Annotated in this window: 7 protein-coding genes; all 7 read right to left on the bottom strand. The window is 35.8% G+C overall.

Going from position 1 to position 6,514, the window contains the following annotated elements:
- Positions 1-179: 179 nt before the first annotated feature.
- Entirely contained in the window at positions 180-929 is a 750-nt protein-coding gene (locus PND65_RS06490; protein ID WP_271991031.1) for an exodeoxyribonuclease III, read from the bottom strand.
- 1 nt (position 930) lies between these two features.
- Positions 931-1,722, bottom strand: a complete 792-nt coding sequence (gene ucpA / locus PND65_RS06485; RefSeq protein WP_271991033.1) for an SDR family oxidoreductase UcpA — start codon at positions 1,720-1,722, stop codon at positions 931-933.
- Positions 1,723-1,798: 76 nt separating this feature from the next.
- On the bottom strand, positions 1,799-2,815 hold the full coding sequence (gene galE / locus PND65_RS06480) for a UDP-glucose 4-epimerase GalE (RefSeq protein ID WP_087320695.1): 1,017 nt from the start codon (positions 2,813-2,815) through the stop codon (positions 1,799-1,801).
- A 14-nt stretch (positions 2,816-2,829) separates the two neighbouring features.
- Positions 2,830-3,339 (bottom strand): CpXC domain-containing protein, encoded by a 510-nt coding sequence (locus PND65_RS06475; protein ID WP_015536063.1) that lies wholly within the window; start codon positions 3,337-3,339, stop codon positions 2,830-2,832.
- The gene (locus PND65_RS06470; protein ID WP_408611313.1) at positions 3,339-5,114 is read right to left on the bottom strand and encodes an aminopeptidase P family protein; all 1,776 of its coding nucleotides are present in this window, start codon (positions 5,112-5,114) and stop codon (positions 3,339-3,341) included. Before PND65_RS06470 ends, PND65_RS06475 begins: the two co-directional genes overlap by 1 nt.
- A gap of 55 nt (positions 5,115-5,169) precedes the next feature.
- Positions 5,170-5,862 carry a hypothetical protein gene (locus PND65_RS06465; RefSeq protein WP_271991038.1) on the bottom strand — a complete coding sequence of 231 codons (693 nt, stop codon included), beginning with the start codon at positions 5,860-5,862 and terminating at the stop codon, positions 5,170-5,172.
- Positions 5,863-5,881: 19 nt separating this feature from the next.
- Positions 5,882-6,490: a hypothetical protein gene (locus tag PND65_RS06460; RefSeq protein ID WP_087320681.1), complete on the bottom strand. Its 609-nt coding sequence runs from the start codon at positions 6,488-6,490 to the stop codon at positions 5,882-5,884.
- Between the last annotated feature and the right edge of the window lie 24 nt (positions 6,491-6,514).

The following is a 6,514-nucleotide window of genomic DNA, read 5'->3' as shown; positions in this document are numbered from 1 at the left end:
GTGCGGTTCACCATAATTTGTATGCTGATCTTTCACCATCATCAGCTCGCTTCTTTTACGCCTTATGACTACTCTCTTCTTCACTGAGTTTTTGAATATAGTGGTAGAATACACGAAAAGAAAATTAATGTCAAGAAAAAATGTAAATTATTTTCACAAATGTAAAAGAGTGTAAATTATTACAATTCAATTTCCAATTGAACTGGGCAATGATCACTTCCATAGATATCGGTCAAAATCTTAGAATCTTTAACCTTCGGCATCAATTCTTCAGAAACAAGCCAATAATCAATTCTCCAGCCGGCGTTCTTTTCACGTGCTTTAAAACGATAACTCCACCAGGAATATTCAACTTTGTCTGGATACAAAGTACGATAGGAATCTTTTAAGATCGTCAAAAGATTCTTTTTAAAACTGTCTCGTTCTTCATCAGTAAATCCCGCATTTCGACGATTAGTCTTAGGATTTTTGATATCAATTTCTTCATTGGCAACATTTAGGTCCCCTGTTAATAAAACAGGTTTATCCAGACTTTGAATATAGTTAGAAAAAGCTTTATCCCATTCCATACGATATTCTAAACGTTTTAAACCATCTCCAGAATTCGGTGTATACACAGTGATAACATAATATGAATCAAATTCAAGTGTGATCACACGACCTTCTGTATCGTGTTCAGGAATATCGATTCCATAATGGACTGATAAAGGTTCGATCTTAGAAAAGATCATCGTTCCACTATACCCTTTTCTTTGGGCACTGTTGATATACTGATATGGATATAGATCACAATCAACTTCGATTTGATCTGGCTGAGCTTTTGTTTCCTGAATACAGAAGATATCTGCATCCAAAGTATTCAAGATATCCACAAATCCCTTATTTAAAACAGCTCGAATCCCATTTACGTTCCAAGATATTAGTTTCATCTTAAACTCCTACACTGATTGTTTCTGGAAGCGTGCTGCCTCCATCAATGACAACTTGCGTGCCCGTAATATAACGACTCTCATCACTTGCCAAGAATGCGGCAAGATCACCAATTTCCTGAGGAGTTGCCAGACGTTTTAATGGAGTCGCTCCGGCAATGCCTGCTTTAACAGATTCTGGGTTGGATGCATCTGATTGCACGGCAATGCTTTGCGCCATTGGCGTATCGACATAGCCTGGGCAAATTGCATTAACACGAATACCCTCTTCGGCAAATTCACGTGCCAAAGCACGAGTTAAACCAATTAAAGCCGCTTTACTTGTCGCGTAGGCAGCTTCACCAGGATCAGCAACCATATACCCGGTTACACTGGACATGATAACGATAGCACCATGTTTTTGTTTGACCATACCCGGTAATACAGCCTGAGAAATATTCCAGCAACCATTGATGTTTACATTAAAATGAAAATCACGATCATTATCATCTGTTTCCAAGAAATTTCCTAACTTGCAGACACCAGCATTGGATACAAGAATATCGATCTGACCAAATGTTTCCATCCCCTTATCGACTGCATTTTGACAATCCGCTTTTTTTGTTACATCGCAGTTTACATAAAATGCCTTGATATTATATTTTTCAGCCAATGTATCGGCAATTTGTTTTGTGGATGCGCTTCGTGCACATAGAATAAGATTGGCCCCCTCTTTGGCAAAGACTTCGGCAATACCTTCTCCGATTCCTTTAGATGCTCCTGTAATGAGAGCGACTTTATTTTTTAGTTTCATATAAAAAGATCCTCCTAGTATCCATTATAAAAAGGGCTGTTCTAAAAGTAAAATAAAAAGACCATCCGAAGATGATCTAATCATTATATCCATTTGGATTCATGGTCTGCCACTTCCAGCTTGAAGCACACATATCATCCAAATTATATTGTGCCTGCCAGCCAAGTTCTTCTTTGGCAAGGTCACATTTAGAATAACATGTCGCAATATCGCCTTCACGACGTGGTTTGATTTGATATGGAATCTCATGTCCACAGGCTTTTTCAAAGGCATGAATGACATCTAAAACGCTGTAGCCATTTCCAGTACCTAGATTATAAACCTTTACACCGGCTTTTTCTTTTATCTTATTTAAAGCTTTGACATGGCCTTTTGCCAAGTCAACAACATGAATATAATCACGAACACCGGTTCCATCTGGTGTATCATAATCATCTCCAAAGACACCAACACATTCAAGTTTTCCGATCGCAACTTGAGCTACATATGGTAATAAGTTATTTGGAATTCCTTTAGGATCCTCACCAATCAAGCCACTTTCATGAGCTCCAATTGGATTAAAATAACGTAACAACATTACATTCCATTCTGGATCCGCTGTATGAATATCTGTTAAGATCTGTTCCAACATCCATTTTGTCCAACCATAAGGATTCGTACAGACCCCTTTTGGACATTCTTCTGTAATTGGAATCATAGCTGGATTTCCATACACTGTTGCGCTGGATGAGAAAATGATATTCTTAACATTGTGTTTACGCATAACATCTGTCAAAATCAGCGTTCCCTGAATATTGTTTGTATAATATTCGATTGGCTTTCTTACGGATTCTCCTACCGCTTTTAAACCCGCAAAATGAATGACTGCATCTACGTTTTCTTTGGTAAAGATTTGATCCAAAGCTTCTCGATCCAATATATCATTCTGATAGAACGTTACTTTTTTCTGTGTGATCTGTTCAATTCGATCCACAGCTTTTTGATTCGAATTATATAGATTATCTACAATAACGACTTCGTATCCTTCATTCAACAATTCAACACACGTATGGCTGCCGATATACCCAGCACCACCTGTAACTAATATCTTCATAAAGACCCTCTCTTTCACACAGCTTGATTATACACTATATGGATATTTTTTTCTTCTTCTTTTGAAAGAAGAACCGCTTTGTTTTCACCATCGACATCAAACCATAAACAATGGTTCTTATCATCATATCCATCAAACCAGATCATTTTCTTATACTTATCCTCAATGCGTTTCTTTTTGTTTAAAACGACCTTAAAGTTTAGATCGTTTTCCAACAAGTGAAACGCCAAATAAAATTGTGGCACATTCTTTACCACGACAACTCTTTCTTCTGGATCAAAACCTGATACATCTTTTTGTTCTGTCAACAACAAGCTGTATCGTTTTTTGGGATTTCTCACCATCAAAGGATAGGTTAAGTAAAACAGTTTATGACACCTTGAACAAAGATGAGAAAAATACGTCCGATCCAACAAACGTTCAACCGCAAGTGGCGACATTGTCGTTATGATCAAAGTATCTCGTTTTATATAGAAGGAGTGTCCACAAAAAGGACACTCTGTTTCAATCATTCTTTCTTTCATTATAAAGGTCTACAAGCTTCTTTTAACCATTCTGCTTCTTCATTTGTCAAGAAAGGAGAAATCTTTTCATATACAGAAGCATGATAGTCATTCAACCATGCAAGTTCATCTTCAGACAATAAACTCTTATCAATTCCTTTGCGATCAAATGGAACAAATGTCAATGTTTCAAAATGCATGAATTGGCCATAGAAGTTCTTATTTCCTTTGACAACGACCATTTCATTTTCATGGCGAATACCAAATTCACCTTCTACATAAACTCCTGGTTCATTGGATGTGATCATGCCTTCTTCTAACACACAGGAATCATTGCGTTCTGGGACGATCTTCCATCTAAATCCATTTGGTGCTTCATGTACATTTGATAAATGACCCACACCATGGCCTGTTCCACATTGATAATCCATATCAAGATCCCATAGTGGTCCACGTGCTAGAATATCTAAGTTCAAACCACGGCAGCCATACAAGAAATTTGCTTTTTCCAAACGAATATGCCCTTTTAAAGCCAAGGTAAACCATTTTTTCTCTTCTTCAGTAATTGAACCAAGCACAAAAGTACGTGTGATATCCGTTGTACCATCCAAATATTGTCCACCACTATCAACCAGCAACATTCCTTCTGGCTTTAATTCTACATTTGTTTCTTCATTAGAGCTGTAGTGCATCATAGCTGCATGTTCTTTATATGCACAAATTGTATTGAAGCTATCTTCTAGATAATCTGCCTGTTCTTTACGAAGTTCCTGCAATTTTTCCTGGGCACTCATTTCACTGATTCCATTGTTTACATTCTGCATCAACCAATACATGAATTTTGTGCAGGCAACTCCATCTTTAATATGGGCATTGCGTGTATTCGCTAATTCTGTTTCATTCTTCATGGCCTTTAAAAGCACAATTGGATCCTGGGCATAAACGATTTCTGTATTCAAGCTGTAAACGATCTTAGAGTTTACAAAATTGCCATCCACCAAAACAGGTCCTTCTAAAGTCTTAACATCTTCATAAATCGCTTCATAGTCTTTCACTTGAATATGATTCTGGGCAAATAAAGTTTTAGATTCTTCATCAAGTCTAGAGGCATCAATATAGATCATCGCATCATTTTCTTTGATGATCGTATAAGCCAAAGCCACTGGAAAATGTGGAACATCATGTGCTCTTAGATTATACAACCAGGCAATCTCATCAATCTTTGTTACGATATGAGAACGACAGTTGTATCCTTTCATAGCTTCTCTTACTTGTGTTAGTTTTTCAGAAATTGATTTTCCTGCATATTTTTCATCATAATGGAAGGTTTCTGTACAAGGTAAAGCTGGACGATCATCCCAGATTCTTCCAACTAAATCTTTGTCTGTTACCATTTTGATATCATGCATCATAAATGCTTGTTTATACTTGTTGGCATCATTTACATTCATGACTCTTCCATCAAACCCAACAACAGATCCCTGCGTTAAATTGGTAACGATATATTCTTCAATGGAAGGCGTATCTTCCTGTCCCTGTTTCATCAAATCGATACCACTGCCTGCCAATTGATTTGCAGCCTGGATAAAATAACGACCATCCGTCCATAGTCCTGCCTTATCCAAAAGAACAACCAATACACCGGCACTTCCAGTAAAGCCAGACATATACTTTCTAGCCGCAAAATATTCACTGACGTATTCCGTTTCATGAAAATCACTTGTAGGAATGATATAAGCCTGCATTCCTTCTTTATTCATTTCTTCTCGTAATTTCATTAATCTTTCTTTGATCATATTCATCCTTCTTTCATTGTTTCAATTTTACATCGAAAAGATACAAAAAAAAAGGCTAAGCCTCTTTATATTCAACTTGATAGACAAAATTGATAAAGTCAAAGCCTTCAACCGCAAGAAATATCATCACTATACAAATAAATAACACCTTAATAGCATAGGTAAGGATATTCATTGCTTTATAAGTATTTTCCAAACGCATATATTTAAATTGTGACCACATGCAGTAAACAGGAATAAAGAAAAGAATTCCCTGCAAGATATAAACGATAATACTATGGTTGGTCAAAAGATAGAAAATATCAAAAACATTTCCCGCAAATAAATCTGTTCTGAATGTAATAACCAACATATCCGCAACATGGTTATTTAACATACCTGACGCACTAACTAATCCTATACACGCCATTAGATATAAACCATAAATTACAATTCTGTACACTGTTCTATTCTTTTTCTTTAACACGCGATTCGCCTGCCCTAAAACACATAAAAAACTAAAGATTAAAAATACAGCATAGATCAGCGAATAAAAAGGAAGAACAAAATAGAAAACCGAAAAAATAAGTCCGATGAACAAAAAAAGATTTGCCAATGCGTCAACTTTATCATGTCTTCTTCGTATATAACGTATTCCTTTTTTATCAAAGCTCAATGTTTTTGTCAGTATATTATATGTCCTTGATGGCACTAGGGCAAAGATAATTCCTAAAGCTGCCACCAATATCAAAATTACGATCTTATCCATAATCAAATTCTCCCAAAAACTAAATCAAATCCTCTTTTTTTATATAATAATAACTTCCTACTAATAAAACAATCTGTACGATCAGCCACAACCATAATGGCATTGTAAATATAACCATATCAAAGGCTCGCAAAGCATAGTTGCTAAGCATGTAGATAAAAAATAAAAAAGCTAATCCCAGCCAAAAAACAAGCGTTGAACGATCCGGCTGTTTGATCAAAAACAACAACAATAACTTAATGGATACATATACACCAATGATCTGAATCAAAAAGCCCGGTGTAATCAAAACCATAAACGATTGAAATCCATTTCCAATCATATCATAGAGCACATTTAAACATGTGATATAAATAAAAAGATATAAAGGAAAATCTAAAAATTCACGAAACCAGAAATGTTCTTTCTTTTCATTGACCCGTTTTTTCATTTCTTCTTTAAAGCCTGTAAACTCATTGTTATCATCCTGCAAAAGATCACTTGCCCAGCTTATGATCTCATAGCTTGATGTCTTAGATAAATTAGCAAGTTTCGTTTGATTGATCGTCTCATTATATAAACCAGTATGTTTAGAAGGAACTCCTTGAATATTGCGTTCAACTCGTTGAAAATAACTATATATATTCATAAAAATATTGTAAAATAAATCTTG

This window comes from Faecalitalea cylindroides, assembly GCF_028321995.1.
Taxonomy (GTDB): domain Bacteria; phylum Bacillota_I; class Bacilli_A; order Erysipelotrichales; family Erysipelotrichaceae; genus Faecalitalea; species Faecalitalea cylindroides.
This window is presented reverse-complemented; position numbering and strand designations above follow the sequence as displayed.